We start from the raw sequence: 26,717 nt of genomic DNA, 5'->3' as shown, positions 1-26,717 counted from the left end.
TGTTTCGTCGGGCCACTGTCGCCACTAAGCAGTGCCGATAAAGCCCGATAAAATTATGTATAAATATACAGAGTTTTGCTAAAAGTACCGGACCGGCTCAATCGTTGCAACCATCAACCGCGATCCTTTTGACTGAAGTCGTAATACTGCCATTCGGATGCAGCTGCAATACCCGATAGGCGGGCCCCTGCAACTCTGGTTTATCCTCCAGCAACATATCGTCAGAACACTTTTTAAACTGCACGGAACTGGCAGGCGTGGTTAAAACCTGTACGCCCTGATGCTCAAGACCCCACTCCTGATGGACATGACCACAGAGCACCGCTTTAACCTGGGGATAACTTGTCACGACATCCCAGAATGGGAGAGCGTTGGCTAGCATAATCCGGTCTTGCCAGCGGCTGTTTACCGGTAAAGGGTTATGATGCAGCACCACCAAACAGTGTTTATCAGGGTATTGCTCAAGTTCTTGTCTGAGAAATCTCAGTTCGGATTCCGCCAGCGAACCACTACCTTTACCGTCTGGCATCGCAGAACTGTCCAACAGGATCACAACCCAGTAATCAGAACAGAAGCTACGTTGATTTAACGAGCCTCCGATCTGCTGCATCAATTCGGCATCATCATGATTACCCGGAATCCAGTAACTTGGCAGCGCTAGCTGTGCTATACGCTGCTGCAACCGGCGGTAACCGTCCGAACCACCATGGTGTACCAGGTCACCGGTCCAGAGCAGAGCATCAAGATCTGTAATGGAACTCAGAATATCGGTAAGCAGCCGGCTCAGGGCAGACTCAACATCATAGTTACGATATAAGTGGCGGGGATTATTTTGCAGATGGCAATCAGTTATCTGAACCAGAGTCAGCGCAGCGCTCATGGGGAACTCTCTTAATTAATAGCTACTGACTTAATAATCGTTCTTTAATAACTAAAAAACGGGTTCAGCTTCATGGCCGTGGGTCAGGCAGTGGCTCAGCCATTCACCCAAATACTGGTTCAGCTGAGCTTTTTCATCGCGCTGATGCATCTGCGTATTGGGGTAACTATAAACACCCCGTAGCTGACGTCTACTCTTCATACAGATCACTTCGGCGGCACGGGCATCGTGGTATATTCGCACCACCAGGCTGGGAACCTCCAGCCAACTGTGATCGAAACTTTGCGAAACAACCACAGTCGTCGTGTACTTAAAGCGTTCTTCGATCTGCAGGCGCACGGTACTCTGCTGTTGCTGCCAGTGAACCTCGAACTCACGTTCATTGCACTCTTCGATATCCGGCATCAACCGCATCAGCCGCAAGTAGTTGGCCTCACAATCGGCCATCTGCTTCACCAGATCGGGTATATAACGCTTTCTCATTACACTCTTCTAAAATACAGTTACGTCTTAAATCTTATTACAACGGTAACCTGTTGTTTTTAAATAAAACCACTCACAGTACCCGCCATCGGGACAACAGTTCTGTTTTATTAAGCTGTAACCATTGTAACGCAATAATGGTTGCAGCATTATCTATCTTACCACTAGCCACGAGAGCAAACGCTTTGGCCAGCGGAATCAGGTGCACCAGTATATCCTCCCCTTCTTCCGGTAAGCCATGCACCCCACCAAGCCCGCTACTATCGACCCTGGCACAGAGCAGATCAATATATTCATCGCTGCCTCCGGCACTCGGCAGATAACGGTTAATAGGCACAATATCGCTGATCTGCGCGCCAGCCTCTTCAACCGACTCTCGCCGCGCCACATCTTCCGCTGTTTCGCCGGGTTCGACGATACCAGCCACCAGCTCCAGCAACCAGGGACTCCCCACTGTATCGCGCCCTTTTGCGATAGCGCCAACCCGAAACTGTTCAATCAGCACAACCACATCTTTTACCGGATCGAACAACAACACGCAGACCGCATCATCACGCTGAAACTGTTCCCGGACGATCTCGATATCGCCGCCTTGAAACAGAGCATGACGAATTTTCATCCGGTTAATTTTAAAGAAACCATCGAACACCCGTTCCTGCTCAACTACTTCCATATGCTGTGCGCCAAAGCGCGGTTTCCAGTCAGTCATCGCTTACTAATACCCCTGGCCTGCGCCTCAGATCAATAAAACTCACTCATAGGTCTTGTGCCAATATAACATGGCTGGTCACAGCCTCCGGGAGCCAGTTATAATCATCGAGAATATACATATCTCTTTATATCATATGCGAGATGCAGCTAATATTCCTCACCCAAAGAGGTACCTATGGGCCGGATAATCGACTACCTGCCGCTAAGCCAATGGTTGAAGCATTACCACAGGGATAGCTTTGCCAGCGATCTGGTCGCCGGCATCGTCGTTGGTATCATGCTGATCCCACAGGGCATGGCCTATGCTTTTCTTGCCGGACTGCCACCGGAGTTTGGTCTCTACGCAGCTATTATCCCGCTGTTTTTGTATTCCCTGCTTGGTTCCAGCCGCAGCCTGGCGGTCGGCCCGGTTGCTATCGCATCGCTGATGGTTGGCTCAACTATCGCAGACACTGCCGCCAAAGGGCTGGGGGATCCGATCAACATTGCGATTAACCTGTCGCTGCTGGTCGGCGTCATCCTGATATTACTGCGCGCACTCCAGCTCGGCTCTATCGTTAATTTCATGAGCCACTCAGTGATATCAGGCTTTACCAGTGCCGCCGCACTATTGATAGCTATCAGCCAGATCAAACATCTCTTCGGTCTCGATATCCCCAATGGCGGCTTCATCGCCGACCCGTTTATCTATCTTTTCAACAACCTGCAGCAGACAAACATCGCGACGCTATTACTCGGCCTGCTATCCATCGCGGTACTCTGGTTTGTTAAAGACAAGCTCTGCTGCATGCTGGAACGCTCTCCTCTGCCGGACTGGCTGGTTAAACCGATCTGTCGTGCCGGACCGATGTTTGCGATGGTTATCGGTATCCTTGTAGTGGCATCAATGCAACTCGATCAAAACCATAGCGTTGCGATTGTCGGTACAATTCCACAAGGCCTGCCAACAATTTCAGATATATCGATCGATCTGCAACTATGGCAACAGCTGATCACCCCGGCAGCACTGATCGCCCTTATTGGCTTCCTGGAAAGTGTTTCAGTGGCGACAACCCTGGCCAGCAAGCGCCGCGAACGGATCGATCCTAATAAAGAGCTGGTCGCCCTGGGCGTCGCCAACATCGGTTCGGCATTCAGCGGCACCTTTCCGGTCGCCGGCGGCTTCGGCCGCTCTATGGTGAACTTTTCAGCTGGTGCACAAACCACTATCGCATCGATGATTTCTGCGCTGATTGTAGCCGTGACTGTCGCCTTTTTTACGCCCCTGTTTTATTACCTGCCCAAAGCCGCGTTAGGTGCGGTGATTATTATGGCAGTGATACCACTGATCGACCTGAAAGCCTTTACCAACAGCTGGCGCTTCAATAAAGCAGACGGACTGACTCTGTTGAGTACTTTTTGTCTGGTATTAATATTAGGGGTTGAGCTGGGCATACTCAGTGGTATCGCCATCTCCTTTCTGCTGCTGCTCTATCGCAGCAGTCAGCCCCATATAGCGGTCGTGGGCCGGGTTGGTGACAGCGAGCATTTCCGCAACATTGATCGTCACGATGTAACTACCGACAAGCAGCTTTTATCTATCCGGGTCGATGAGAGCCTGTACTTCGCTAACACTCGCTTTGTTGAAGATTTTATCCGCCGGCAATGTGGACATCGTCAGGAAATAGAACATGTCGTGCTGATCTGTAATGCGGTGAATTTCATCGATGCCAGCGCCCTGGAAACCCTGGAAAACCTGTCTGTTCACCTGGCCTCAGAAGGCATCACACTACACCTTTCTGAAGTCAAAGGGCCAGTGATGGATCAGTTGAAAAACACTGATTTCCTTCAGCATATAAGACCGGGCAAGGTATTCTTTACCACTGACGAAGCGGTACGTGAACTTAGCTGCTGCTACCACCCCTCACCAAAAGGCAAGAACATTTAAACACATCAATCAATCAGCTACGTCCTTAGAGTAAGTAGAATATCCGGCAATGGATCAATTGAAAAACACCACTCTTGATATACACCAATGCCCTTCAACATATAAGACCAGGCAAGGTATTCTTTACCACTGACGAAGCGGTACGTGAACTTAGCTGCTGCTACCACCCCTCACCAAAAGGCAAGAACATTTAAACACTTCAATCAATCTGCTACGTCCTTAGAGTAAGTAGAATATCCGGCAATGGATCAATTGAAAAACACCACTCTTGATATACACCAATGCCCTTCAGCATATAAGACCGGGCAAGGTATTCTTTACCACTGACGAAGCGGTACGTGAACTTAGCTGCTGCTACCACCCCTCACCAAAAGGCAAGAACATTTAAACACTTCAATCAATCTGCTACGTCCTTAGAGTAAGTAGAATATCCGGCAATGGATCAATTGAAAAACACCACTCTTGATATACACCAATGCCCTTCAACATATAAGAACGGGGCAAGGTATTCTTTACCACCGACGAAGCGGTACGGGAGCTTAGCTGCTGCTACCACCCTTCGCCAAAACGTAAGACCCACTGATCGGGTTTCATAAGCTAACTTGATATTTGCTGCTGCGAAAGTAAAGAAACCGATAATAGATCAATTGAAAAGCACCATTGTTAGTAATGCCAACGCCCAGCAACATATTCGGCCGGGCAAGGTATTCTTTACCACCGATGACGCGATACGGAAATTAAGCTGCACCATCGCTCGTCAAAACGTAAGACCAGTTAAACGGGTATTACAGACTAAACTCCCGCAACATCTGAATCTCTTCAGGCCAGATAGTATCGTCGATGGTTTCCAGCACCAGGGGGATGCCCCTGAAACGGTCATCAGACATGATATAGCGAAACACTTCCAGACCGATCTCACCCATACCCAGGCTGTGATGACGATCCTTACGGCTGGCAAACTCACCTTTTGAATCGTTCAGGTGCATCCCTTTGAGGTACTGAAAACCAACGATTCGCTCAAACTCAGCAAAGGTCTTTTCACAGTCGGCCCGGTCGCGCATATCGTAGCCTGCAGCGAAGGTATGACAGGTGTCGAGACATACCGCGACCCGACTTTTATCTTCGACCCGCTCGATAATGTGTGCCAGGTGCTCAAACCGGTTGCCCAGATTACTGCCCTGACCGGCGGTATTTTCGATGACAGCCGTGACACCCTTTGTTCGATCAAGTGCGATGTTGATCGATTCGGCGATGGTAGTGAGGCAGGTCTCTTCATCGACTTTGCGCAGATGGCTGCCGGGATGAAAATTTAGATAACACAAACCCAGCTGTTCACAGCGCTGCAGTTCATCGATAAAAGCGGCACGGGATTTTGCCAGCGGTTCGGCCTCAGGATGTCCGAGATTGATCAGATAGCTATCGTGGGGCAGGATCTGCTGGGGCAGAAAACCGAGCCGATCACAGCTATCGCGAAATTTTTTAATACTGCCAGCCGTCAACGGCTTGGCTTCCCAGCGCCTTTGGTTCTTAGTGAACAAAGCAAAAGCATTGGCCCCCAGCTTAGCAGCATTAAGCGGCGAATTTTCTACGCCGCCGGCGGCACTAACATGAGCACCGACGTAGTAGTTAGCTTGTTCCTGACTCACAGCTTGCAAGCACCGCCCAGACAGTCATCAAAATCCATGCTTTCCAGTTCAGCGCGTTCTGCCTGCGCAGACTTGATTCGGCTGAACATCTCGCCTTCACTGCCATTGCCTTCAGCGATACCTGCTTTTTCAAATACGGCAACCAGTACATTCAGTTCATCAAGGGTAAAATCATTCATTATTCTGTTCTCTTTTTGTCTATAACATTATGAATCAACCATTGCCGCTTCAAAGCGGCAACAGCCGATCGATCATCAGCTGCAGAGTTCTCTGGCCACGGAATTCATTCACATCGAGGCGAAATACTGCACGCACTTTCTGGATCGATTCATCGGGCCAGATTTTAGTATCAGCATTGAAATGGATAGCATCAACCGCGATACCACTATCTGGTTCCATCAGCACCAATTTCAAGTGGCGCTGACCAACTATTCTTTGCTGCAACAGGGAAAATTCACCATCAAACAGCGGTTCCGGGAAATTGTGCCCCCAGGGACCCGCCTCACGCAACAGCTCTGCCATACCCATGGTCAGTTCATCGCCGTTGAGGGAACCATCACTTAGTACAGAATGCTGCAACGCTTCTGCGGGCAGCTGGCGTCGCACCTCAGCATCAAATGCCTGCTGAAACAGAGGCAGCTTATCCGCAGCGATAGTCATACCCGCGGCCATCGCGTGCCCGCCAAATTTCTTCAACAGCTCAGGGTGCTTAGCGGCTACCGCATCCAGTCCGTCACGAATATGAAAGCCGGGAACAGAACGGGCCGAACCTTTCAGCTCACCGCTATCCCCGGTGGCAAACGCAACTACCGGACGATTGACCTTTTCTTTGATCCGGGATGCCAGAATACCGATTACACCCTGATGCCAGTCGTCATCATAGAGACAGAGACCGAACGGCAGCTCACCTTCGGCATCCAGTTCAAGCTCATCCAGCAGGGTCAGCGCCTGCTGCTGCATCTCCTGTTCGATGCTGCGCCGCTCCTGGTTCAGACCATCCAGTTGCAACGCCAGCTGTCGGGCCCGCTCAGGATCATTAGTCAGCAGACACTCAATACCGATCGACATATCATCCAAACGCCCCGCCGCATTGAGGCGTGGTGCGAGCGCAAAACCAAGATCGGTGGAAGTCAGTCGGCTACCTTGCCGACCGCTGATATCGATCAGGGCCAGAATACCCGGCCGCGCTTTACCTGCCCGGATCCGCTGCACTCCCTGATACACCAGGGTACGATTATTCTGCTCTAACGGTACCACGTCGGCGACAGTGCCCAGGGCCACCAGATCCAGCAGAGAGCCCAGATTCGGCTTCGCCAGATTACGCTGGCTAAACCAATCCCGCTGATCCAACGCACGACGCAACGCGGTCATCACATAGAAGATTACGCCGACACCGCAGGTCGATTTTTCACTAAAACTGCAACCCGGCTGATTCGGATTTACGATGGCGCAGGCATCCGGCAGAGTATCTCCCGGCAGGTGGTGGTCGGTGATAATGACATCGATACCCAAACCGTTAGCCGCGGCAACGCCTTCCACACTGGAAATGCCGTTATCTACGGTAATAATCAGGTCCGGCAGCTGTTGAGCCGCGACGGCAACGATTTCCGGGCTCAGGCCGTAACCATACTCAAACCGGTTGGGTACCAGATAATCCACCCGGCACGCCCCCATCATTCCAAGCCCCAGCATACCGACCGCAGTACTAGTGGCACCGTCACAGTCGAAATCACCGACAATCAGGATATGCTGATCCTGCTCCAGCGCGACAATCAGGCGAGCAACGGCAGCATCTAGTCCCCGAATATCGGTCCCGGTTTGCAATTGTTGCAGGCTGCGGCCCAGATGGTCCAGGTTATCCAGACCGCGGCTGGCATAGATACGCGCCAGCAACGGATGAACCTGGTTGTAGATCGGCAGATCAACGGGCGCTTCACGGCGCCGGATCAGCAGCTCACTCATTGCTTAATTCCTTAGCCGGCAACCAGCTATCGGTTTTATCAGTCAGATAGTACGCGGTAAGCCCGAGCCATTCCCGCACCGCAAGACTCAGCTCAAACAGGTTTTTCCCCAGGTCTGGCCGCCAGTTCGCCAGAGTCAGCGGTTTCGAGTAATAATCCACAGGATAGGGGATTATGTGCCAACCCTGTTGACGGAAGATACCAACCGAGCGAGGCATATGAAATGCAGAGGTCACCAACAGCCAGCCTTTTGGATCGGCTATATCGGCGCCGACGGGCAGACTGTCCTGACTATAGATGGCATTCTCGAAGGTATTTCTGGAATCCCGTTCAAAGATTACCGATTGCTCCAGCCCCTGATCAGCCAGCCACTCCTGCAGAACATCTGCACCGCGATATTCAGGCTTCTGTACCGAACTGGAGCCACCGCTGACCAACACCGGCTGCCCAGGATAGCGCTGTAACAATGGCAGTATTGCCATATTCCGCTCAGCCGCAGCATTGAACTGGGGCTGGCTCCAGATACTGCTTAATTCAGCCTCCTCGGCCCCGCCAAGCACAATAATACCGGCAACCTCAACCGGTAACTCCTGCGGTGTGGGAAAGCGCTTTTCCAACGGTTGCAGCAGCAGATTACCAAACGGATAAAGCGTTACCAGAAAAAGGCTTAGCAGCGCTAGTGAAGTAAGCACTCGCCACCCCATTAACACGGATAAAATCAGAATGAAAATTAAAAAATTGCCAGGGTTCGCCAACACCCAAAGCGTCTTGGATAACAGAAAAAACAGATCCATACAGCTTTATTCCCCCAAATAAAAAGCCCGCTACAGTCAGCTGTAACGGGCTTATTCTAGCCTTATGAAGCTTTAATCGCTATGCACATGACCAGCAACAAACTGCTGCACCTTGCTCAGCTCGTTTGGCAGTACGGTAAACTGTTCTTCACGCTCGAACAGGTCGGCCATATGCGTCGGCAATTGTGGTGATTCCAGATCAGCCTTAAGCACAGCATCCGGAAACTTAACCGGGTGCGCGGTAGACAGCACGATCATCGGTACGCTGGCATCACGATTACACTCACGTCCGGCAGCAACACCGATCGCAGTATGCGGATCCAGCAGATAACCGGTCTCGGCATGCACTTTAGCGATCGTATCGCAGGTCGACTCATCGTCGCAGGCATGGCTGTCAAACAGCTCCCGAACCTTAGCCCAGCGTGCCTCGTCCAGCTGTACCGGCTCAGACTTAAACTTAGCCATCAGCTCACTGATCGCTGCACCATCACGGCCATACACATCGAATAACAGGCGCTCGAAGTTAGACGACACCATGATATCCATGGACGGTGACAGGGTGTGTACCAGCTCGCCTTTGCTCATATCATTACCGGAGATAACCCGGTGCAGAATGTCGTTATTATTGGTCGCAACCACCAGCTGACTAATCGGAAGGCCCATCTGTTTCGCCAGATAACCAGCAAAGATATCGCCAAAGTTACCGGTCGGTACAGAGAAGGCTACTTCACGGTGCGGGCCACCCACAGCCAGCGACGCAGAAAAGTAGTAAACAATCTGGGACATGATGCGTGCCCAGTTGATCGAATTCACAGCACCCAGCTTACGACCACCCAGGAAGCCCTGATCAGCAAAGCTGTCTTTAACCATCTCCTGGCAGTCGTCGAAGTTACCTTCCAGCGCAATATTGAACACATTATCTTCGATAATCGTGGTCATCTGCTTACGCTGAACTTCTGATACCCGGTTGTAAGGGTGCAGAATAAAGATGTCCAGGTGCTCGCTGTGGCGGCAACCTTCGATCGCGGCAGAACCGGTGTCACCGGAAGTCGCACCCATGATTACCAGACGCTCCTGACGCTTAGTCAGGGCATAGTCCATCAGACGGCCCAGCAACTGCAGCGCGAAATCCTTGAATGCCAGCGTCGGGCCGTGGAACAGTTCCAGAACCCACTCGTTGGTACCCAGCTCTTTCAGCGGCGCAACCGCAGTATGGTTGAAACCGGCATAGGTATCGTCGATCATCTGCTTCAGATCGGCGTCAGCAACGCAGTCCTCAACGAACGGCTTAATCACTTTATAAGCCAGTTCGTTGTAAGGCAGTCCCGCCCAGGAAGCGATCTCTTCTTTGCTGAACGTCGGCAGAACTTCCGGTACGTACAAACCACCATCACTGGCCAGACCCGCCAGCAGGACATCTTCAAAATTCAGTGCTGGAGCGTCGCCCCGGGTAGAAATATATTTCACTGTCTTATTTCCCGATGGTTATGATTGCTTTAAAGGTGCTCAACGCGGATACGGGTAACCGCATCATTTACGTCGTCAAGCGCCTCAATACTGGCAATCGCCTCATTCATCTGCTTCTCCTGAACTTCCTGAGTCAGGATGATGACAGGAACCTGCTGTTCGTGAGTCTCTTTCTGAACAATCGCATCGATACTGATGCCCGACTCGCTCAGAATAGACGTTACCATCGCCAGCACACCCGGACGTTCGTTAACGTTCAGACGCAGGTAATAGGCACTGATTACCTCTTCAACCGGCAGTACCGGAGTTTCAGCCAGGCTAGCCGGCTGGAATGCCAGATGCGGTACACGGTTATCGCGATCTGCTGTCAGGGTACGCACAACATCAACAATGTCGGCAATAACAGCGGAAGCGGTTGGCTCTGCACCAGCACCGGCACCGTAATACATGGTCTGACCAACGGCATCTCCATCAACCAGAACCGCATTCATAACACCGTGCACATTAGCCAGCAGCGCTTTTTCCGGAATCATAGTCGGATGCACCCGCAGCTCAACACCGTTTTCGGTGCGACGGCTGATACCCAGATGCTTGATCCGGTAACCCAGCTCTTCGGCATACTGCACATCCTCAGCGGTGACCTTGCTGATACCTTCGGTATAAGCCTTGTCAAACTGCAGTGGAATACCAAACGCCAGGGATGCCAGGATAGTCAGCTTATGCGCGGCATCGATACCTTCAACATCGAACGTCGGATCTGCTTCGGCATAGCCTAACGCCTGAGCTTCAGCCAGCACATCAGCAAAATCACGACCTTTATCGCGCATCTCGGTCAGGATAAAGTTACCTGTACCGTTGATGATACCCGCCAGCCAGTTAATCTTATTGGCAGACAGACCTTCACGCATCGCTTTAATAATCGGTATACCGCCGGCAACAGACGCTTCAAACGCAACCATTACGTTTTTCTTCTGCGCCGCTTCAAAAATCTCATTGCCGTGAACAGCAATCAGGGCTTTGTTGGCAGTAACAACATGCTTGCCGTGTTCAATAGCTGTCATTACCAGCTCAAGTGCAACGTCATAGCCACCGATAAGCTCGACTACGATATCGATCTCAGGGTTACGGGCGATTTCAAAAATGTCCGCCGTAATATGCGTCCCTTTGGTATCGCAATCAGGATTTTCACGACGGGCACCAATCGCTTCAACTACGATATGACGACCCGCACGACGGGAAATTTCTTCAGCGTTACGCTGCAGTACGTTGAACGTACCGCCACCAACGGTGCCAAGACCACAGATACCTACTTTAACCGGTTTCAAACCATTACCTCGCGCTGTTTCTTTGCTGTTGCAGTGCCGAAAACCGAGGACTCATCCAGAGCTTTCGACTGCGGCGAAAAATAGGCACGCATTATAGCGAAAAGCTGCCCTCAGCTCCACGAATTAGCGGCCAGTAAAGAGAAAAGGGAGCAAAACGCTCCCTTTTAAATGTTATACAGGGCTTACCGCCCTATGAACAGACTATCAACCTTCAACACCCAGCATCTTCGCCAGCTGATCAGCAGGCACATACCCCGGCACCAATGAACCGTCTTCCAGAATCAGCGCAGGCGTACCCGTAATACCCATTTTCTGACCCAGCTGCCACTGTTCCATCACCGGGCTATCACAGCTTTTGGCTGGCAACGACTGACCAGCTTTGGCTTTAGTCATCAATGAGCCTTGCTCAGCCTTGTCTGAACACCAGATCGCATCCATAGTTTTATGGGCCGCAGATCCGGCGCCGGCACGGGGAAACGCCAGATAGCGAACCTCTATGCCTTTAGCGTTAATCTGATCGATCTCTTTATGCAGTTTACGGCAGTAGAAACAATCGACATCGGTAAAGATAGTTACATGGGACTTAGTCTCACCGGTTGCCGGAAAAATCACCATATCCTGGCGATCGATCCCCGCCATCATACCGGTCCGACCTGTTTTTTTGCCTTCTTCAGTCATATTAACAAGCTGACCGTCCGCCTTAACCTTATACATTTCACCTACCAGGAAATGGCTACCTTCGGCATTCGTGAAAAGTATTTCGCCGCTGGCCAGCGTTACTTCGTAAAGGCCCGGGAACTGCGCAGGATTCACCGCCGTAATTGGCACTATCGCATTCAGGCCGCGCAAGGCTTCTCGAATAGCAGACTCTTCAGTCTCTTCAGCGACCGCACTAAAACTCAGCGCAGAGAACGCCACCATCATCAAAATCAGTTTACGCATAGAGTCCTCTATAAATAATATTGTCAGTTGCCTGGTTTAACAGTGTGACCACCCGCCAGCAACAAAAGTTCAAGGCTTGCGGGTAAAGCTAAAAACAAATTGAAAAACTTTGCCGAAGATCAGCCACATCACCCCCGCGGGTGATGCTGTTTATGCACCGATTGTAAACGATGCTGTGCGATATGCGTATAGATCTGAGTCGTCGAAAGATCACTATGCCCCAACAGCAATTGCACGACCCTTAAATCAGCACCATGATTAAGCAGGTGAGTGGCGAAAGCATGCCGCAGCACGTGGGGCGACGGCAGTTTGTCTACACCGGCCACCAGACCGTGACGCTTGATCCGGTGCCAGAAAGTCTGCCGGGTCATCTGCTGCCCCCTGCGACTGGGAAACACCACCTCACTGGACGAATCACCAATCAATAACGGCCGGACATCCTTCATGTATCGCAACAACCAATCACGCGCTTCGTCACCCAATGGCACCAAGCGCTCCTTATCCCCCTTGCCCATCACCCGAATAACCCCCTGTCGCAGGTTAATCTGCTGCAACGTGAGACTTATCAGTTCAGTCACCCGCAAACCTGATGCATAGAGCATTTCCAGCATCGCCCGGTCACGAAAATCCAACGGATCATTGATATCAGGAGCCGCCAGCAGCGCTTCAACTTCGGCTTCGGTCAGGGTTTTCGGTAACGGACGACCACGCTTCGGACTCTCTATCTCAAGGGTAGGATCCTGGTCGATACGATTTTCTCGCAGAAAGTAACGATAGAAACCCCGCAGACAGGACAACATGCGCGAGGTAGAACTGGGCTTCATGCGCTGCCGCATACGCCAGTTAAGATACGCCATCAGATCAAGCCTGCTTGCGCCCAACAACATAGTACTGCGCTCGTTCAACCAACAGGCATAAAGGGAAAGGTCCCGTCGATAGGAAGACAAGGTATTATCACTTAAGCCCTTTTCAAGCCAGAGCGCATCAACAAACTGCTCGATAATAGACTGATCAACATTGGATGGCTGCTGCTTTGCCTTTCGGGCATCGACTGCTTGATTATCAGATGTCACTGTATGAACCTTTAGCGCTTACCTGACACATTCAGCGCAACACCCGGGCAATCCCTTTAGTGCAACACCTCCAGTTCAGACAGCTTGGTTTTATCTATTGGGTAGACGGCACTACCCTGCTGCAGATGCTGAGTCACATACAACATCTTACCCTCTACACGCTGCAGTGTACCTTCAACCTGACGGCCATAATAGGTTTGCAAACGGATTGAGCGGCCAACATGTTTAATGACTTCATCAACCGATACCGACTTATAACTTTTTACCGCAAGGTCATCTTGATCAGTAGCCTTCATAGCATCCCGCAATAACGCCTGCGTCTGCTGCCTTCTGATCTGCTCAGGCGATAGTGCTTGCGCCCCATCCTGCAACGCTTCTTGCGCTGACACTCCCGCTCCAGGCGCATGATCTTCTGTCTGCTGCAACAAAGCTACAACTTCAGACGACTGATCTCTGACGACCGGCAACATAGCCTGCAGATCAACCGAACGCCGATTAACCGTCAGAATCGGATTCAGCCGTTGTAACACCCCCTGCGGCAACATCTCCTGCAACGCTTGCCAGCCCCTTACATCTAAAGAGAGCGGATCCCCAGGCATCAGACTCAACTCAAAACCACCACCATCGGCCATCATCACCTGATAATCGGTCGCTACACGAAGCGGTACAGCCCACCCTTGCTGCTTAAGATTCTCACTCAGCCGTAAGCCATGGATCTTCATATACTGACTGACAAGATCATCATCAAGACCGGCACAATAGCCATTTCTTAGCCGATGATAGCCCGTATCGCGGTAGCCAATCTGCAGCTGTTTCAACCGAAGAGGAAAAGAATCCAACAACGCCGTTGTCAGTTGGGTAGCCGGCATCATCCCCTGGAGATCAAAACCCAAGGCAAACATTTGTTCTGGATTAAGTGAAACAGATGCATCGACAGCACCCGTTTCTGAATCATACTGATAGTTAAACGTCAGTCCGCCCCGTAACTGCGTGACGCCCATCTCGTGCAATTGTTGAAAGCTTAGGGGTTTATGGCCACCGCAAGCCATGGCTAGCAAAGCCACAGTCTCACTCTGAGGAACGACCCTGGTTAAAAACCGATCGACCAACTGGCTATTAGCGGGATTTAGTTGCAGCCTGAGCCCCTGAAGCTCAACACGTATCTGCGCAGGCCAGACACCCTGATCAAGCTGTTCTCCCGCCTGCAACAGGTATTGCCACCCAGAAGTTTGAAGCACGATACGTTCGACATTAAGCCGGGCTTGAGAGCCTGCAGGGGTAAGCACAACATCTTGCAGTTCGATCGCGCCATCGACATCACCACTCAGCGAACCGTAATCGACCACCACTAACGACGCGACCTGCGCCACAGCACTATCAACCGCTTGCTGAACCTGCAGCCGATAATAGAATGCGACCGTCGTAAGCACCAACGACGCCGCCAGCACCATGATCACCAGACGCCGTAACAGTTTGGCCATTTTTCACTCCCGAAAAGCGTGTCTCCCACTACGAAAGGGCTGCAGCACGTATAAATCCATTCAGGTGATTTTAGCGTTCAAACCGACTCACAGCGAATCCCAGACAACAAAAAGGGCGGCCTAAGCCACCCTTTTTACTCAAACTGACAGGTAAAAAATTACTTAGCCAGCTTTTCCTTGATACGTGCAGACTTACCGCTACGCTCACGCAGGTAGTACAGTTTAGCCTGACGAACGTCACCACGACGCTTAACTTCGATGCTATCAACGGTAGCAGCGAAAGTCTGGAAAGTACGTTCAACACCAACACCGTGAGAGATCTTACGCACGGTAAATGCGGAGTTTACGCCGCGGTTACGCATACCGATAACCACGCCTTCAAACGCCTGCAGACGCTGACGCTCACCTTCAACAACTTTTACCTGAACGACAACGGTGTCGCCTGGTGCAAATTCTGGTACTGCTTTGTTCATCTGTTCAGCTTCGATCTGCTGAATGATTAGGTTTTTGCTGCTCATAGCTCGCTCCTAAATACTAATCCTGAGATGTTTCTGTCTCACGGATAAATTCGTTTAACAATGATTGCTGCTCTTTATCTAATACGAGTTCTTCCAGCAATTCCGGGCGCCGTTGCCAGGTTCTGCCCAGTTGCTGTTTCAGACGCCAGCGTCTGATCGCCTCGTGATTACCGCTAAGCAACACATCCGGTACGGACATATCGTCAAGTTTTTCCGGTCGGGTATAGTGCGGGCAATCCAACATCCCATCACTGAAGGAGTCCTCTGCCGCCGAGTCCTGATGCCCTAAGACACCTGGAACCAGCCGGGAAACCGCATCGATCATTACCATCGCTGGTAACTCGCCACCACTGAGAACAAAGTCTCCCAGCGACCACTCTTCATCGATTTCGGTCTCCACCAGACGCTCATCAATACCTTCATAGCGTCCTGCGACCAGGATTAACCGCTCACTGGCGGCCAACTCCTTTGCCCCTGCATGATCGAGTCGGCGCCCCTGCGGTGAAAGATAGATCACTCTGGTCTTTTCACCGGCAGTTTGTTTCGCTGCCTGGATCGCGTCCCGCAGCGGCTGCACCTTCATCAACATACCGGGACCACCGCCATAAGGGCGGTCATCTACCGTACGATGTTTATCCCTTGTGAACTCCCTAGGGTTCCAGCACTGCACATCGAGCAAGCCGTTGCGCACTGCCCTACCTGTTACGCCATGGCGGGTTATCGCCTCAAACATTTCAGGAAACAGGGTTACAACACCGATCCACACCGGTTAAAACTCCGGATCCCAATCGACCCGAATCGTACCTTCTTCAAGGTTTATCTCTTTAACCACCTGATCTGGCAGGTAAGGAATGAGTCGTTCTTTACGATCGACACTATCCGCTTTACCTTTCACTACCAGCACATCATTTGCGCCGGTTGCAATCAGATGACTCACCTTACCCAGCTTAACGCCGGACTCGGTTAATACTTCAAGCTGTTCCAGCTGGCTCCAGTAATAATCACCGTCACCCAGTTCTGGCAGCAGGTCCTTCTCAATCGCGATATCCATGCCACAATACTGGCGCGCCACATCCCGATCATCGATACCTGCCAGCTTAGCTACCAGTCCCTTACCATGTACTTTGCCGTCACTAATCTTGATCGGCTGCCACTGACCATCAATCTTCAGTAGCCATGGTGAGTAGTTAAGGATGCTCTCCATCGGCTCGGTGTGGGAATAAACTTTAACCCAACCTTTAACGCCGTAGATCGTGGTGATCCGCCCTACTATTGTAACCTTGTCTGACGTAAAGCCACTCATCTCTATAACCCGACTGATCGCTTAAATTATGCTTTGTTAGCTTCTTTCAGCAGTGTAGCAACACGATCAGAAACCTGTGCACCTTTAGATACCCAGTGTTCAACACGCTCCATGCTTACACGCAGACGCTCTTCCTGGCCTTTAGCCAGCGGATTGAAGAAACCCACACGCTCAATAAAACGACCGTCACGCGGATTACGAGAATCAGCCACAGTCAGGTGATAGAAAGGACGCTTCTTAGCGCCGCTACGAGATAGACGAATAGTTACCATGCGTTTGGTCCCTTTATTAAGTGAGTTTTAAAATCGCTCACGGTTTACAGATAACAGCCCCATTCCGGCATAGTAACCGATGCAGACTGCACCTATCATATAAAACAGGGCGGGAATTCTACGCGAATACCCCGCCCTTGAAAAGCTTTTTGGCGATATAAGCCCGTTTATAAACCGGGACTGAATTACATTCTTGGGAAACCGCCCGGGCCGCCCATACCACCGCCGCCCGGCATCATACCTTTCATGCCGCGCATCATTTTTTGCATGCCGCCTTTGGTAGAGAACTTCTTCATCATCTTCTGCATCTGCTTATGCTGCTTCAGTAAACGATTGATGTCCTGAATCTGGGTTCCGGAACCGGAAGCGATACGCTTTTTACGCGAACCGGAAATAACATCCGGGCGTTTACGCTCATGGGGCGTCATAGAGTTAATAATCGCCTCCATCTGATTAAAGCCTTTCTCAGCATTGGCCATGTTGGCACCCTGCATCGCCTGGCCCATCTGCCCCATACCAGGCAATTTATCCATCAGCGAAGACATGCCGCCCATATTTTGCATCTGCTGCAACTGGTCGCGGAAGTCTTCCAGATCAAAGCCTTTACCCTTCTTGACCTTCTTCGCCAGTTTTTCGGCTTTCTTCTTATCGACCTTATGTTCAACTTCCTCGATCAGGGAGAGAACATCGCCCATCCCCAGAATACGGGAAGCAACACGATCCGGATGAAACGGTTCCAGAGCATCAACTTTCTCACCGACACCCAGGAATTTGATCGGCTTACCGGTAATCTGACGAACAGACAGCGCAGCACCGCCACGGGCGTCACCATCGGTCTTGGTCAGAACCACACCGGTCAGCGGCAGCACATCATTGAACGCCTTCGCGGTATTAGCAGCATCCTGACCAGTCATTGCGTCGACCACAAACAGGGTCTCAACCGGATTCACCGCCGCATGCAGATCCTTGATTTCATCCATCATGCCGCTATCGACATGCAAACGACCGGCAGTATCGACAATCAGTACATCGAAGTGCTTAACCTTTGCGTGGTTGATCGCATCATTAACAATGTCGATCGGTTTCTGTTCAGCCGTCGATGGGAAAAAATCCACCTCGACTTCAGCCGCAAGAGTTTCCAGCTGCTTGATCGCCGCCGGACGGTATACGTCGGCAGAAACTACAAGAACCTTTTTCTTTTCCCGCTCTCGCAGGAAACGGGATAGCTTAGCAACAGAAGTGGTTTTACCAGCACCCTGCAAACCCGCCATCATTACAACGGCTGGAGGCTGTGCAGCCAGGTTGAGCCCTTCGTTGGCTTCACCCATGACCTTTTCCAGCTCCTGCTGGACGATCTTAACAAAAACCTGACCGGGGCTGAGGCTCTTACTTACCTCGGTACCCACAGCACGTTCTTTGACGTTGTTAATAAACTCTTTAACAACCGGCAACGCGACATCGGCCTCAAGCAGCGCCATACGCACTTCACGCAGCGTGCCTTTAATATTATCTTCGGTCAGTTTCGCCTGACCCGTAACCGATTTTAACGTCTTCGATAAACGGTCCGTCAGATTTTCAAACATGGTTATTATCCTGAGGAGTATTATCTGGTGCAGCCATTCACGCCGCAGTGGATAAAAAGAATATACAAATTTGCCCGGCATTATACAGCAGCATCGGTCTCAGGAACATGCGAATAAGCCCAATGTGCTATCTGTGGTCAAAAGACCGGTAAATTTAGCCGCCGACTATTTTCATCGGCTTCATATTTATGACAAACTTAGCCACCTGAAATGGAACTTAAGAGTTAAGCCCCGATGCAAACACTGCCAATCATTATCGCTATTGTATGCTACCTGAGTGCTGCCACGATGCAGTGGAGCATCCTGACCGAGCGCAGTAAGCCGTCGGGCAAGCTGATTAAACTGCTTGGTCTGGTCGCGGTAATCAGCCATGCATATTCAGTGTATCTCGATCTGCACAGTGATGGCGGGATCCACCTGGACTTCTTTAGTATTGGCTCTCTGATCGGCTGGCTGGTTGCAGCACTGGTTCTGCTCAGTAGCTTACGCCAGAAGATCGACAATCTGTTTATCGGTATTTTCCCGGTTGCAGCTCTGGCCCTTGCCTGCACGCTTTTCGGCCTCGACACTCACCCCAGCAAGCATTATGACGGAGCACTGGTATTTCACATTCTGATATCAATTCTGGCGTACAGCATTTTCACCCTGGCCGCCTTCCAGTCCATTTTACTGGCGAAACAGGATTATCAGCTCAAACATCACGTCACACGAGGCCTGTTGCGCTCGTTACCACCACTGCAAACAATGGAACGCCTGCTGTTCGAGATGATCTGGACCGGCCTGATCCTGCTGACGGTTTCACTGATTACCGGCGCGCTGGTATTTGAAGATCTGTTTGCCCAGCACCTGGTCCATAAAACCGTACTCTCAATTCTGGCCTGGCTGCTGTATGCCATTCTGTTAATTGGCCGTCACTTTCTGGGCTGGCGCAGTCATAAAGCGATTCGCTGGACAGTGGGCGGATTCATCGTTCTGATGCTGTCTTTCTTCGGCAGTAAGTTTGTAATTGAATTGCTCTGATTTGGCCCGGAAGTAAGCTTCGATACAGCACGCTTGACAGCATTTATGGATAACCTGACAATGGCTATCCAACTGGCCACCTAAGGTTATACCGTCTTGGAAGACGCATCGATCGAGTCCCTGCTGGGACTTCTCTTCTTTCTCATTCTTTGCTCTGCATTTTTCTCTAGCTCAGAAACCGGCATGATGTCGCTCAACCGTTATCGGCTGCGCCATATGATAAAGAACAAACACCGCTCAGCCACCAAAGCCGGCAAACTGCTGGAACGACCGGACCGCCTGATCGGCGTCATCCTGATCGGTAATAACTTTGTTAATATTCTGGCCTCGGCCATCGCCACAATTATCGCAGTAGAACTCTGGGGCGAAGCAGGTATCGCAATTGCGACCGCTGCATTAACCCTTGTGATCCTGATCTTCGCTGAGGTGACCCCCAAAACCGTTGCCGCCCTGCACCCGGAAAAGATCGCTTTTCCCGCAGCATATATTCTGCATCCATTACTTAAACTGCTCTATCCGCTGGTCTGGATCGTTAATATGATCACCAATGGCCTGCTCAAGCTATTCGGTATTAAACTGACCGAAGGTAATCATCACCACCTCAGCACTGAAGAGTTACGTACCCTGGTAAATGAATCAGGCGCGGTATTACAGCAGCGTAACCAGTCGATGTTGCTGGGCGTGCTGGAGCTGGACGATGTCACAGTCACCGACATAATGATCCCACGCAACGAAGTACTGGGCATCGATCTGGATGACGATCTTGACCTGATCATCGAACAACTTAGCAAAACACCGCATACCCGGATGCCGGTATACAGCGGCGAGATCAACAAAGTTGTCGGCATCCTGCATATGCGTAACCTGGCGCAGGTGTTTCAGCAGGGCGCGGTTTCCAAGGCAGCTATCCTGCAGGTTATCCATGAACCTTACTTTGTTCCGGAGAGCACTCCGCTGCAGACCCAACTGCTTAATTTCCAGAAAGAGAGCCGACGTATCGCCCTGGTGGTTGATGAATACGGAGACATTCAGGGCATCGTTACGCTGGAAGATATTCTCGAAGAGATTGTTGGTGAACTGTCGAGCAGTAACAAAGAGGATAATCAGGATATCTATCCCCAGGAGGATGGCAGCTTCTTTATCGATGGCACAGCCAACATCCGGGATGTTAATAAATCGCTGGACTGGGACCTGCCCACTGACGGCCCGAAAACCATCAACGGACTGGTAACGGAACTGCTGGAAGCTATCCCCGATGCCAATGTCTGCATGATGATAGATCGCTACCAGTTGGAAACCCTTCAGGTCAGTGACAACCTGATAAAGACCATCCGTATGATTAAGCTGGAGAAACCAGCCCATGAGAGTGAGGAAGATTAACGCTGTTAATCTTCCTGCTAAGAAAGCTAATCAGTTTTCCCGGCTTGATTTAGCTTCTCTTCACGTTCCTGTCTTATACGCTGAACAATCAGCTCCATAACTTCTGCCTTTTGCGGCTCACTCATTACCCCCCACTCCCCTATCTCTACTGCGCTGCGACGACAGGCTATACAGATATCTTTCTCATCCAGGGCACAGACCCCGATACAAGGAGAGCGAGTGAAAAGAGGTTCATTCTGTCTATTATTCATAACTTATGTTCTGCTGTTTAAAATCGCTACGGTAACGACGCATATTTTCCACATAGTGCGCTGCATTATCCAGCAATCCTTGCTGCTGCTCATCACTGAGCTGACGCTTCACCTTACCCGGCGAGCCAACAACCATCGCGCCATCTGGCACCACCATACCCTCAGGGATCAGCGCATTAGCACCGATCAGGCAGCCCCGGCCTATTTTCGCGCCATTAAGCACCACCGCTCCAATTCCGATCAGTGAACCGTCGCCCACCTCACACCCATGCAGCATCGCCTGATGGCCAATCGTAACATTACGCCCAATCTTCAGCGCAAAACCGGGATCCGTATGCAGTACCGAACCATCCTGAATATTAGAGCCTTCACCAATACTGATCAGATCGTTATCACCCCGTATCACGACATTAAACCAGACACTGGCGAGGTCATGTATCTCAACCGACCCGATCACTGTCGCGTTATGCGCAATATAGTGTTCATCGCCAATCAGGTTAACGCTACGATCGTCGACAGAAAAAAGCATATCGGTATCCTTATATAATTCTAACGGTGCTCAGGACGTATCTTCATTGGAATATTGGCGTCAAAACCAACATTCAGCAATTCCACCAACATATAAGCGGTCAGTCCCCAGATAATATCACCTTCATATTCATACGCAGGCACATAATGGGTCATCCCTTTGAACTGAATGGTATCGGTATGATGGCGCCGATCCTCCAGAAAAAAGCTGAGCGGCACCTTGTAAATCCGATCCAGCTCATCCAGATTAGGCACCAACTCAGTGTCACTGGCGATAATGCCAACAAAAGGCGTGACCTGCAGCATATGCTTAGACAGCACCTGACCCAGCGGGCCCAGCACTTCAACCGCGGCAGGATCCAGCCCGACCTCTTCTTCAGCTTCACGCAAGGCGGTATAGAGCAAGTCAGTATCAGTATCGTCACGCTTACCGCCAGGAAAAGCGATCTCACCGCTGTGGGTCGACAAATGACTGGCACGGCGAGTCAACACCACCTCCGGATCGGCAGTATTATCGGTCAGGGCGATCAGTACTCCCGCTTCCGGACAGTCACTCAAAATAGTCCGGGGGGCGTAGCTGTGCAATCGTTGTTTGAGCTTATTGATCATTATGCATTACAGTAGAGGCTATCTACCCATCATACCTTTCGCGGTTGCGAAAGTTTAGCGCTGAAGGGCTCATTATGAATTACTGCAGTCAATGCGGTTCACCGGTTAAATTTGAAATCCCTGAAGATGATAACCGGCCGCGCCATATCTGCACCCAGTGCCACCATGTTCACTATAGCAACCCTAAACTCGTTGCTGGCTGTCTGCCCGTCTTCGAAGATAAGATTCTGCTCTGTAAACGCGCTATCGAGCCACGTAACGGATACTGGACCCTGCCGGCCGGGTACATGGAAAATGGTGAATCAACCCGCCACGCGGCACAAAGAGAGACGCTGGAAGAGGCTAACGCCCGCGTCAGCGACCTGCAACTCTACACTCTGACCTCACTGACACCGGTCAGCCACGTGCAACTGATCTATCTGGCACAACTGGAGGACCTTAACTTCAGCGCCGGAGACGAAACCACTGATGTACGTTTATTCACCGAGCAGGATATCCCCTGGGACAAACTAGCCTTCCAGACCATCCGCAACGCTTTACACTTCTATTTTGAAGACCGGAAATCCGGTATATTTCCAACACGGCATATCGATCTTGATATGCCGCCAGGACGCTATGTAGAACAACCTTAAACTACAACAAAAAGGACTTTAAACTATGGATAACAAGCTGGTACTGATCATCCTTGCCATACTATTGCCACCGATCGCAGTATTCCTCAAAGCCGGTGTTGGCATGCAACTGTTGATTAATATCGTTCTCTGTCTGATTTTCTACATCCCGGGGATTCTCCATGGCCTCTGGCTGGTGTTAAAATAAGCAACAGATAAACGGCTCACAAGGCCGTTTTTTTTATCATAGGAAGGGACTTATACGCCCCCTTCAACGCTTACCCAGCGACTATCTGAGCTACTTAAATGACCTTACTGTTCTCAACCTGGATCAAATTCTTCTTCCTGTTCGCGCCCTTCTTTGTCGTCTCGATGTTCCTTTCCCTGACCCGCAACGACACCCCGGCCGAGCGCCGCAGCATCGCCAACAAAGCGGTATTTGCGGCCCTGTGTGCCGCCATCGTACTGTTCTTCTTCGGTAATACCCTGTTTGAAATACTCGGCATCACCATCGATTCATTCCGTATCGGAGCCGGCATCCTGCTATTTCTATCTGCTATAAGCCTGGTTAAGGAAGGGGTTCGCACTCACGCTCAACTGCCCGACGCTCCCAGAGAAGATCAATCAGTTGTTCCACTGGCGATACCGACTATCATCGGGCCAGCGACCATCGGTGCTATTTTGGTATACGGTTCCGAGTTAACCGGTATAGACCTGGTGTTCGGTCTCAGCGGTATGTTTCTGGCACTGTTGGGGCTTTTGATCCTGTTGCACGCAGCATCCTGGCTGGAACGCTTACTCGGCAGTACCGGTCTGAACATCCTGAGTAAAATCACCGGCCTGGTACTGGCGGCAATGGCTTCGCAAATTGTACTCACAGGTGTCACCGGATTTTTAGCATCGGTTCAATAAGTTCTACTGATGCTTATCTAGCACTGCTCATCTAAGCACCAGTTTTAGCGGAGCCTGCAATAACGGGCCCCGCAGCGCTTACCCCTACTATACACAACAATTACTCACAACCTTATCCACAGAATCTGTGACTAAAAACAGGCCCTTTTCAGCTCCCTATTGAAAACCTGAACAGAAATAGCACAAACATAATTAAAGCCTATATTACAATAACTTAAGAGACCTTAAGGAGACTTATCCAAAACTAATCAACAGGCTTACACACAGAATCTGTTAGCAACTAAATTCAATCGTCAGCAAATTTTATAAACAACAAAAAAACAACTCAAATTTCAGCTAGCTGCCAAACTTCATAGGCTACTTCTTCATACGGATGCGCCTGCTTTAGTGCAGCCACGGCCTTGTGAATAAGTTCATCCTGGCACACCATCTCCACCTTCCACTCAGCCAGCCGCTCAACAACCCCCTGATCGCCTATATGGGGATTACTCCCCACCAACGGCCGAAACTGCCCCTCACCTAAAACCTGCCAGCAGCAGTTATCGTAATCACCAATTCGCCCGGTTCCAACACTGAAGAGCGCTTGCTTAACCGGCTCAAGATCCGATTCAGGAACAAAAAAAGCTAACTTATACATCACTGCTACCCATATTCTTCACTGCAAAAACAAAAACGGCCGAAGGGTGTTGCCCTTCAGCCGAGAGTGATACGCATGTTGTCGGATAGCCATCCAGGCTATTTCTCCGGCACTATATCAGAGCTCTTCGATCTGACGTCTGATATCTTCCACTTTACGGGCGACAACTTTCTCAAGATGTTCGAGCTCATCCAGAAGATGTTCTTTCTTATCTTTAGAAGACTTATCCTGGTCAACCAGTTGCTCCAGCTCCGTCAGTGCGCGCAGGTAGTAAGGTGATGGTTCCGTGCTGGCGCGGTAAGGTACCAGACCACCATCAACAGGCACGTTCGTATGCTTGCGCTTAAACTTAAATTTCTTACTCTTAGCCATCCACTCGCCCTGATGGCGGTGCAGATAGACCTTCAGTACATCAACATCGTTCTCAGTACGCGTTGAAAAACGCTGGATTTCATGCGGGTTTTCAAAGCCCATCTCTTTCAAAGTGGAAAATTTTTCGGCGGACATTCACATCACTCCCTTATTAAACCTGATTACCCGGGATCTTCCGGACACAGCAACAACATACTAAAAAAACTAACTGAAAGAAAACCCTGATTCCCCGAACTGATGACTGATTTAAGTCACCGGAAAAGCTTCCTACAGAAACAAAAAAACCGCCTGCCGGCGGTTTTTTTGAAATCCGACCGACCAGGCTTTAATCACGCAGACTCAAGACGTCCTGCATATCATAGACCCCATTAGCCTTACCCGCTAACCAGCCAGCTGCCCGTACTGCACCTTTAGCAAAGGTCATACGTGAACTCGCCTTATGGGTGATCTCAATCCGCTCACCTTCATTGGCAAACAAGACGGTATGATCTCCGACCACATCGCCAGCACGAATCGTGGCAAAACCGATCTCTTTCTGAGTCCGGGCACCGACCTGACCCTCACGGCCATAGACTGCACATTCGTTCAGATCGCGACCCAAGGCACCCGCTACAGCCTCTCCCATACTCAACGCAGTACCGGATGGTGAATCAACCTTGTGGTGGTGATGGGCTTCGATAATCTCAACATCGTAGTCATCACCCAACGCCTTAGCCGCTTCAGCAAGCAACTTAAAGCACAAGTTGACCCCTACACTCATGTTCGACGCAAAAACGACCGGCATCTTAGTGCCGTAGCCATTCAGCTCAGCACGCTCAGCATCAGTTAAACCGGTGGTACCGATCACAATCGCCTTGCCGCTTTCAGCACACAGCGCCAGATTAGCCAGGGTAGACTCAGGCGTCGTAAAGTCGATCAACACATCAAAATCATTGATCGCCTCAGCCAGCGAGCCAACAATCGCAACGCCCAGTTTGCCAACACCAGCCACTTCACCGGCATCGGCTCCGATCAGGCTACTGCTAGCCTCAACAATAGCCGCACCAAGCTCAACACCTTCGGCAGCCTGAATTGCTTCAATATTGGTCTTTCCCATACGCCCGGCGGCGCCGGTTACTGCGATTCTGATCATTATCAATTCCTGAATCTTTGTTAATCGCCGGCAACGGCCACTAATCTTAACTTTCGTCCTGGTGAACGTTCTGGTTCATATCCAGGGCTGGTTTGGCACAATCAGGATGACCAACTACTTTAGCCGGCACACCTACAACCGTTGTGTGAGGCGGAACATTATCCAGCACCACAGAACCACCGCCAACTTTAGCGCCTTTACCGATCTCAATATTGCCAAAAATCTTCGCTCCGGCGGCAATCATTACCCCTTCACGAATCTTCGGATGACGGTCACCGCACTCTTTACCGGTACCACCAAGCGTCACCGATTGCAGAATAGAGACATCGTTCTCAATCACGCAGGTCTCACCCACAACAATACCGGTAGCATGGTCAAACATGACACCATGACCAATGTTCGCCGCCGGATGAATATCCACCTGAAATACCGAACTGATCCTGCTTTGCAGGTAAAGCGCCATCGAGCGCCGTTCTTGCTTCCACATCCAGTGCGCTATACGGTATGCCTGCAAGGCATGAAAACCTTTCAGGTACAGCAATACAGTAGTGAACCGATCGATCGCCGGATCACGGGTACGTACCGCAATCAGATCGCGGCAGATGCGGTCCATAATATCCGGATCTTTCTGTAACGCCTCTTCAATCAGCTCACGTAGAGCGACCGCGGGCATTACTTCATCGGAAAGTTTACTCGCCAGCAGATAACTGACCGCAGCGCACAGGCTGTTATGGCCATTGATACTGGTATGAAAAAAGGTTGCCAGGAATGGCTCGCGCTTGCTTTCTTCTTTAGCTTCCTGCTGAATTAGCTGCCATAACGGATCGGGTTTGACCGGCCAATCGCTCATTTCAAAACTACTCCCGCTCATCCAAAAGTTAACGGGGCGCCTTTCTCAG

Annotated in this window: 30 protein-coding genes; 6 read left to right on the top strand and 24 right to left on the bottom strand. The window is 50.7% G+C overall.

Annotation, left to right across the window (positions count from 1 at the left end; genetic code table 11):
• Positions 1 to 97 precede the first annotated feature (97 nt).
• The 3 genes from ACQUQM_RS21105 to ACQUQM_RS21095 all read right to left on the bottom strand — a co-directional run bounded on the left by ACQUQM_RS21105 (position 98) and on the right by ACQUQM_RS21095 (position 2,072).
• Positions 98 to 880 (bottom strand): phosphodiesterase, encoded by a 783-nt coding sequence (locus tag ACQUQM_RS21105; protein ID WP_432471846.1) that lies wholly within the window; start codon positions 878 to 880, stop codon positions 98 to 100.
• Positions 881 to 931: 51 nt separating this feature from the next.
• Positions 932 to 1,363 carry a DUF1249 domain-containing protein gene (locus ACQUQM_RS21100; protein WP_432471845.1) on the bottom strand — a complete coding sequence of 144 codons (432 nt, stop codon included), beginning with the start codon at positions 1,361 to 1,363 and terminating at the stop codon, positions 932 to 934.
• Positions 1,364 to 1,436: 73 nt separating this feature from the next.
• On the bottom strand, positions 1,437 to 2,072 hold the full coding sequence (locus ACQUQM_RS21095; RefSeq protein ID WP_432471844.1) for an NUDIX domain-containing protein: 636 nt from the start codon (positions 2,070 to 2,072) through the stop codon (positions 1,437 to 1,439).
• 177 nt (positions 2,073 to 2,249) lie between these two features.
• Between ACQUQM_RS21095 and ACQUQM_RS21090 the strand changes: the two genes are divergently transcribed.
• A complete protein-coding gene (locus ACQUQM_RS21090) occupies positions 2,250 to 4,001 on the top strand; it encodes a SulP family inorganic anion transporter (protein WP_432471843.1) in 1,752 nt (583 codons plus the stop codon).
• Between the two features lie 785 nt (positions 4,002 to 4,786).
• On the opposite strand, the gene nfo is transcribed toward ACQUQM_RS21090, so the two are convergent.
• From nfo to ffh, 14 genes are all read right to left on the bottom strand, one after another.
• Positions 4,787 to 5,647, bottom strand: a complete 861-nt coding sequence (nfo, locus tag ACQUQM_RS21085; protein ID WP_432471842.1) for a deoxyribonuclease IV — start codon at positions 5,645 to 5,647, stop codon at positions 4,787 to 4,789.
• Positions 5,644 to 5,826 carry a hypothetical protein gene (locus ACQUQM_RS21080; RefSeq protein WP_432471841.1) on the bottom strand — a complete coding sequence of 61 codons (183 nt, stop codon included), beginning with the start codon at positions 5,824 to 5,826 and terminating at the stop codon, positions 5,644 to 5,646. Before ACQUQM_RS21080 ends, nfo begins: the two co-directional genes overlap by 4 nt.
• Before the next feature lie 49 nt (positions 5,827 to 5,875).
• A complete protein-coding gene (gene recJ / locus ACQUQM_RS21075) occupies positions 5,876 to 7,609 on the bottom strand; it encodes a single-stranded-DNA-specific exonuclease RecJ (protein WP_432471840.1) in 1,734 nt (577 codons plus the stop codon).
• Complete coding sequence (locus ACQUQM_RS21070) at positions 7,602 to 8,300, bottom strand: YdcF family protein (protein ID WP_432471839.1); 699 nt, start codon at positions 8,298 to 8,300, stop codon at positions 7,602 to 7,604. Before ACQUQM_RS21070 ends, recJ begins: the two co-directional genes overlap by 8 nt.
• A 174-nt stretch (positions 8,301 to 8,474) precedes the next feature.
• Positions 8,475 to 9,869, bottom strand: coding sequence for a threonine synthase (gene thrC / locus ACQUQM_RS21065; protein ID WP_432471838.1), 1,395 nt, complete (start codon positions 9,867 to 9,869; stop codon positions 8,475 to 8,477).
• 29 nt (positions 9,870 to 9,898) lie between these two features.
• Positions 9,899 to 11,194: a homoserine dehydrogenase gene (locus tag ACQUQM_RS21060; RefSeq protein ID WP_432471837.1), complete on the bottom strand. Its 1,296-nt coding sequence runs from the start codon at positions 11,192 to 11,194 to the stop codon at positions 9,899 to 9,901.
• A 204-nt stretch (positions 11,195 to 11,398) separates the two neighbouring features.
• Positions 11,399 to 12,136, bottom strand: coding sequence for a DsbC family protein (locus tag ACQUQM_RS21055; protein ID WP_432471836.1), 738 nt, complete (start codon positions 12,134 to 12,136; stop codon positions 11,399 to 11,401).
• A gap of 128 nt (positions 12,137 to 12,264) precedes the next feature.
• Positions 12,265 to 13,209 carry a site-specific tyrosine recombinase XerD gene (gene xerD / locus ACQUQM_RS21050; RefSeq protein WP_432471835.1) on the bottom strand — a complete coding sequence of 315 codons (945 nt, stop codon included), beginning with the start codon at positions 13,207 to 13,209 and terminating at the stop codon, positions 12,265 to 12,267.
• Positions 13,210 to 13,265: 56 nt separating this feature from the next.
• A complete protein-coding gene (locus ACQUQM_RS21045; RefSeq protein ID WP_432471834.1) occupies positions 13,266 to 14,690 on the bottom strand; it encodes a hypothetical protein in 1,425 nt (474 codons plus the stop codon).
• Between the two features lie 158 nt (positions 14,691 to 14,848).
• Positions 14,849 to 15,208: a 50S ribosomal protein L19 gene (rplS, locus tag ACQUQM_RS21040; RefSeq protein ID WP_432471833.1), complete on the bottom strand. Its 360-nt coding sequence runs from the start codon at positions 15,206 to 15,208 to the stop codon at positions 14,849 to 14,851.
• Between the two features lie 16 nt (positions 15,209 to 15,224).
• Positions 15,225 to 15,974 (bottom strand): tRNA (guanosine(37)-N1)-methyltransferase TrmD, encoded by a 750-nt coding sequence (trmD, locus tag ACQUQM_RS21035; protein ID WP_432471832.1) that lies wholly within the window; start codon positions 15,972 to 15,974, stop codon positions 15,225 to 15,227.
• Between the two features lie 3 nt (positions 15,975 to 15,977).
• A complete protein-coding gene (gene rimM / locus ACQUQM_RS21030; protein WP_432471831.1) occupies positions 15,978 to 16,511 on the bottom strand; it encodes a ribosome maturation factor RimM in 534 nt (177 codons plus the stop codon).
• 26 nt (positions 16,512 to 16,537) lie between these two features.
• Entirely contained in the window at positions 16,538 to 16,783 is a 246-nt protein-coding gene (gene rpsP / locus ACQUQM_RS21025) for a 30S ribosomal protein S16 (protein WP_432471830.1), read from the bottom strand.
• Between the two features lie 185 nt (positions 16,784 to 16,968).
• Complete coding sequence (ffh, locus tag ACQUQM_RS21020) at positions 16,969 to 18,366, bottom strand: signal recognition particle protein (RefSeq protein WP_432471829.1); 1,398 nt, start codon at positions 18,364 to 18,366, stop codon at positions 16,969 to 16,971.
• 234 nt (positions 18,367 to 18,600) lie between these two features.
• Between ffh and ACQUQM_RS21015 the strand changes: the two genes are divergently transcribed.
• Both ACQUQM_RS21015 and ACQUQM_RS21010 read left to right on the top strand, forming a co-directional pair.
• On the top strand, positions 18,601 to 19,386 hold the full coding sequence (locus ACQUQM_RS21015) for a cytochrome C assembly family protein (RefSeq protein WP_432471828.1): 786 nt from the start codon (positions 18,601 to 18,603) through the stop codon (positions 19,384 to 19,386).
• Positions 19,387 to 19,482: 96 nt separating this feature from the next.
• The gene (locus ACQUQM_RS21010; RefSeq protein WP_432471827.1) at positions 19,483 to 20,766 is read left to right on the top strand and encodes an HlyC/CorC family transporter; all 1,284 of its coding nucleotides are present in this window, start codon (positions 19,483 to 19,485) and stop codon (positions 20,764 to 20,766) included.
• Positions 20,767 to 20,792: 26 nt separating this feature from the next.
• Here the strand turns inward: ACQUQM_RS21010 and ACQUQM_RS21005 are convergent, their stop codons facing one another.
• The 3 genes from ACQUQM_RS21005 to ACQUQM_RS20995 are packed head-to-tail and all read right to left on the bottom strand — an operon-like array spanning position 20,793 to position 22,154.
• Positions 20,793 to 21,017 (bottom strand): DUF1289 domain-containing protein, encoded by a 225-nt coding sequence (locus ACQUQM_RS21005; RefSeq protein ID WP_432471826.1) that lies wholly within the window; start codon positions 21,015 to 21,017, stop codon positions 20,793 to 20,795.
• Positions 21,010 to 21,546 carry a gamma carbonic anhydrase family protein gene (locus ACQUQM_RS21000; RefSeq protein WP_432471825.1) on the bottom strand — a complete coding sequence of 179 codons (537 nt, stop codon included), beginning with the start codon at positions 21,544 to 21,546 and terminating at the stop codon, positions 21,010 to 21,012. Before ACQUQM_RS21000 ends, ACQUQM_RS21005 begins: the two co-directional genes overlap by 8 nt.
• A gap of 20 nt (positions 21,547 to 21,566) precedes the next feature.
• The gene (locus ACQUQM_RS20995) at positions 21,567 to 22,154 is read right to left on the bottom strand and encodes a CoA pyrophosphatase (RefSeq protein ID WP_432471824.1); all 588 of its coding nucleotides are present in this window, start codon (positions 22,152 to 22,154) and stop codon (positions 21,567 to 21,569) included.
• 74 nt (positions 22,155 to 22,228) lie between these two features.
• Here ACQUQM_RS20995 and ACQUQM_RS20990 point away from each other — a divergent pair, with 74 nt between their 5' ends.
• The 3 genes from ACQUQM_RS20990 to ACQUQM_RS20980 all read left to right on the top strand — a co-directional run bounded on the left by ACQUQM_RS20990 (position 22,229) and on the right by ACQUQM_RS20980 (position 23,677).
• Positions 22,229 to 22,786 carry an NUDIX hydrolase gene (locus ACQUQM_RS20990; protein ID WP_432471823.1) on the top strand — a complete coding sequence of 186 codons (558 nt, stop codon included), beginning with the start codon at positions 22,229 to 22,231 and terminating at the stop codon, positions 22,784 to 22,786.
• Between the two features lie 25 nt (positions 22,787 to 22,811).
• Positions 22,812 to 22,973 (top strand): YqaE/Pmp3 family membrane protein, encoded by a 162-nt coding sequence (locus ACQUQM_RS20985; RefSeq protein ID WP_432471822.1) that lies wholly within the window; start codon positions 22,812 to 22,814, stop codon positions 22,971 to 22,973.
• 98 nt (positions 22,974 to 23,071) lie between these two features.
• Complete coding sequence (locus ACQUQM_RS20980) at positions 23,072 to 23,677, top strand: MarC family protein (RefSeq protein ID WP_432471821.1); 606 nt, start codon at positions 23,072 to 23,074, stop codon at positions 23,675 to 23,677.
• Positions 23,678 to 24,002: 325 nt separating this feature from the next.
• On the opposite strand, the gene ACQUQM_RS20975 is transcribed toward ACQUQM_RS20980, so the two are convergent.
• The 4 genes from ACQUQM_RS20975 to cysE form a co-directional block, all read right to left on the bottom strand.
• Positions 24,003 to 24,314 (bottom strand): NGG1p interacting factor NIF3, encoded by a 312-nt coding sequence (locus tag ACQUQM_RS20975; protein WP_432471820.1) that lies wholly within the window; start codon positions 24,312 to 24,314, stop codon positions 24,003 to 24,005.
• 117 nt (positions 24,315 to 24,431) lie between these two features.
• Positions 24,432 to 24,821: a DUF3461 family protein gene (locus ACQUQM_RS20970; RefSeq protein ID WP_432471819.1), complete on the bottom strand. Its 390-nt coding sequence runs from the start codon at positions 24,819 to 24,821 to the stop codon at positions 24,432 to 24,434.
• Between the two features lie 190 nt (positions 24,822 to 25,011).
• Positions 25,012 to 25,818, bottom strand: coding sequence for a 4-hydroxy-tetrahydrodipicolinate reductase (gene dapB, locus ACQUQM_RS20965; RefSeq protein WP_432471818.1), 807 nt, complete (start codon positions 25,816 to 25,818; stop codon positions 25,012 to 25,014).
• Positions 25,819 to 25,864: 46 nt separating this feature from the next.
• Positions 25,865 to 26,668 (bottom strand): serine O-acetyltransferase, encoded by an 804-nt coding sequence (gene cysE, locus ACQUQM_RS20960; RefSeq protein WP_432471817.1) that lies wholly within the window; start codon positions 26,666 to 26,668, stop codon positions 25,865 to 25,867.
• Between the last annotated feature and the right edge of the window lie 49 nt (positions 26,669 to 26,717).

The sequence above is a fragment of the Amphritea sp. HPY genome, from assembly GCF_050870985.1.
Taxonomy (GTDB): Bacteria; Pseudomonadota; Gammaproteobacteria; order Pseudomonadales; family Balneatricaceae; genus Amphritea.
This window is presented reverse-complemented; position numbering and strand designations above follow the sequence as displayed.

What these genes read in the sequence shown, in the direction of transcription:
- ACQUQM_RS21105 (WP_432471846.1), bottom strand. Translation starts at nt 880, where the DNA reads ATGAGCGCTGCGCTGACTCTGGTTCAGATAACTGATTGCCATCTGCAA.
- ACQUQM_RS21100 (WP_432471845.1), bottom strand. Translation starts at nt 1,363, where the DNA reads ATGAGAAAGCGTTATATACCCGATCTGGTGAAGCAGATGGCCGATTGT.
- ACQUQM_RS21095 (WP_432471844.1), bottom strand. Translation starts at nt 2,072, where the DNA reads ATGACTGACTGGAAACCGCGCTTTGGCGCACAGCATATGGAAGTAGTT.
- ACQUQM_RS21090 (WP_432471843.1), top strand. Translation starts at nt 2,250, where the DNA reads ATGGGCCGGATAATCGACTACCTGCCGCTAAGCCAATGGTTGAAGCAT.
- ACQUQM_RS21080 (WP_432471841.1), bottom strand. Translation starts at nt 5,826, where the DNA reads ATGAATGATTTTACCCTTGATGAACTGAATGTACTGGTTGCCGTATTT.
- recJ (WP_432471840.1), bottom strand. Translation starts at nt 7,609, where the DNA reads ATGAGTGAGCTGCTGATCCGGCGCCGTGAAGCGCCCGTTGATCTGCCG.
- ACQUQM_RS21055 (WP_432471836.1), bottom strand. Translation starts at nt 12,136, where the DNA reads ATGCGTAAACTGATTTTGATGATGGTGGCGTTCTCTGCGCTGAGTTTT.
- ACQUQM_RS21045 (WP_432471834.1), bottom strand. Translation starts at nt 14,690, where the DNA reads ATGGCCAAACTGTTACGGCGTCTGGTGATCATGGTGCTGGCGGCGTCG.
- rplS (WP_432471833.1), bottom strand. Translation starts at nt 15,208, where the DNA reads ATGAGCAGCAAAAACCTAATCATTCAGCAGATCGAAGCTGAACAGATG.
- rimM (WP_432471831.1), bottom strand. Translation starts at nt 16,511, where the DNA reads ATGAGTGGCTTTACGTCAGACAAGGTTACAATAGTAGGGCGGATCACC.
- rpsP (WP_432471830.1), bottom strand. Translation starts at nt 16,783, where the DNA reads ATGGTAACTATTCGTCTATCTCGTAGCGGCGCTAAGAAGCGTCCTTTC.
- ffh (WP_432471829.1), bottom strand. Translation starts at nt 18,366, where the DNA reads ATGTTTGAAAATCTGACGGACCGTTTATCGAAGACGTTAAAATCGGTT.
- ACQUQM_RS21015 (WP_432471828.1), top strand. Translation starts at nt 18,601, where the DNA reads ATGCAAACACTGCCAATCATTATCGCTATTGTATGCTACCTGAGTGCT.
- ACQUQM_RS21005 (WP_432471826.1), bottom strand. Translation starts at nt 21,017, where the DNA reads ATGAATAATAGACAGAATGAACCTCTTTTCACTCGCTCTCCTTGTATC.
- ACQUQM_RS21000 (WP_432471825.1), bottom strand. Translation starts at nt 21,546, where the DNA reads ATGCTTTTTTCTGTCGACGATCGTAGCGTTAACCTGATTGGCGATGAA.
- ACQUQM_RS20995 (WP_432471824.1), bottom strand. Translation starts at nt 22,154, where the DNA reads ATGATCAATAAGCTCAAACAACGATTGCACAGCTACGCCCCCCGGACT.
- ACQUQM_RS20990 (WP_432471823.1), top strand. Translation starts at nt 22,229, where the DNA reads ATGAATTACTGCAGTCAATGCGGTTCACCGGTTAAATTTGAAATCCCT.
- ACQUQM_RS20985 (WP_432471822.1), top strand. Translation starts at nt 22,812, where the DNA reads ATGGATAACAAGCTGGTACTGATCATCCTTGCCATACTATTGCCACCG.
- ACQUQM_RS20980 (WP_432471821.1), top strand. Translation starts at nt 23,072, where the DNA reads ATGACCTTACTGTTCTCAACCTGGATCAAATTCTTCTTCCTGTTCGCG.
- ACQUQM_RS20975 (WP_432471820.1), bottom strand. Translation starts at nt 24,314, where the DNA reads ATGTATAAGTTAGCTTTTTTTGTTCCTGAATCGGATCTTGAGCCGGTT.
- ACQUQM_RS20970 (WP_432471819.1), bottom strand. Translation starts at nt 24,821, where the DNA reads ATGTCCGCCGAAAAATTTTCCACTTTGAAAGAGATGGGCTTTGAAAAC.
- dapB (WP_432471818.1), bottom strand. Translation starts at nt 25,818, where the DNA reads ATGATCAGAATCGCAGTAACCGGCGCCGCCGGGCGTATGGGAAAGACC.
- cysE (WP_432471817.1), bottom strand. Translation starts at nt 26,668, where the DNA reads ATGAGCGATTGGCCGGTCAAACCCGATCCGTTATGGCAGCTAATTCAG.